Source organism: Mesorhizobium sp. B1-1-5, from assembly GCF_006443065.1.
GTDB lineage: Bacteria > Pseudomonadota > Alphaproteobacteria > Rhizobiales > Rhizobiaceae > Mesorhizobium.
The window spans coordinates 1-1,008 of sequence record NZ_VFWS01000693.1 but is presented as its reverse complement, the minus strand read 5'-3'; the positions used below and the strand labels follow the sequence as shown (position 1 = coordinate 1,008).

The window sequence follows — 1,008 nt, the reverse complement described above, 5'->3', positions numbered from 1 at the left end:
AAGCCGGTGCGCAGCGTCGTCTGCTCGAAATCCATCTCGGTTCCGAACAGGAAATGTGCTGCTTCCGGCGCGACATAGACATGGGCGCCGTCGCGCTCGATGTGGTCGTCCTTGGTATTGGGTTCGGTCACCAGGTCGACCGTGTATTCCATGCCGGCGCAACCGCCCTTCTTGATACCGAGGCGAATGCCATGCGCATTCTCACGCGTGGCAACGATCTCGCGCACCCGGTCGGCGGCCTTTTCGGTCATCGTGATGACGGCAAAGCGTCCCATCTTTTTCCTTCTCCATTCCATGCAGGTTCAAGGCCTGCCGAATGATTCCTCACCTAAAATGGTGAAGTTTTACCACTGGCGCAAGTGTGCGGGACTCAAGGTCAATACCAGCCCACCGCCACCTGCGCCTCTTCCGACATGCGATCGGGCGACCAGGGCGGGTCGAATGTCATGTTGACCTCGACGCCCGACACGCCTTCGACGGCGCCGACGGCGTTCTCAACCCAGCCCGGCATCTCGCCGGCCACCGGGCAGCCGGGCGCGGTCAGCGTCATGTCGATCTTGACCGAACGGTCGTCCTCGATGTCGATCTTGTAGACGAGGCCAAGCTCGTAAATATCGGCCGGGATTTCCGGGTCGTAGACCGTCTTCAGCGCCGAGACGATGTCGTCGGTCAGCCGCGCCAGTTCGTCGGCGGGAATTGCGGAGGCGGAAACCACCGCCTTAGCGGCCGCGTCGGGAACAGCGTCGGTAGCTGTGCTGGCATCTTCCATTATCGTCACCCGAAAAACTTGCGCGCTTTTTCCAACGCATCAGCCAAAGCATCGACTTCGGCTCGCGTATTATACATGCCGAACGACGCCCTGCATGTGGAGGTTACGCCGAAGCGTTTCAACAGGGGCTGGGCGCAATGGGTGCCCGCGCGCACAGCCACGCCTTGCCGGTCGATCACCATCGACACGTCATGGGCATGAATACCTTGCAATTCGAACGAGATGATGGCGCCCTTGCC

At 60.7% G+C, this 1,008-nt stretch carries 3 protein-coding genes; all 3 read right to left on the bottom strand.

Annotated features, from left to right (window positions below; translation table 11 throughout):
• Positions 1–275: iron-sulfur cluster assembly accessory protein (locus FJ980_RS34455; protein WP_140547767.1), on the bottom strand; the 275-nt coding region annotated here is incomplete at its 3' end.
• A gap of 101 nt (positions 276–376) precedes the next feature.
• The gene (locus FJ980_RS34450; protein ID WP_140547766.1) at positions 377–769 is read right to left on the bottom strand and encodes an SUF system Fe-S cluster assembly protein; all 393 of its coding nucleotides are present in this window, start codon (positions 767–769) and stop codon (positions 377–379) included.
• 5 nt (positions 770–774) lie between these two features.
• A partial coding sequence (locus FJ980_RS34445) for an aminotransferase class V-fold PLP-dependent enzyme (RefSeq protein WP_140547765.1) occupies positions 775–1,008 on the bottom strand: 234 nt, incomplete at its 5' end.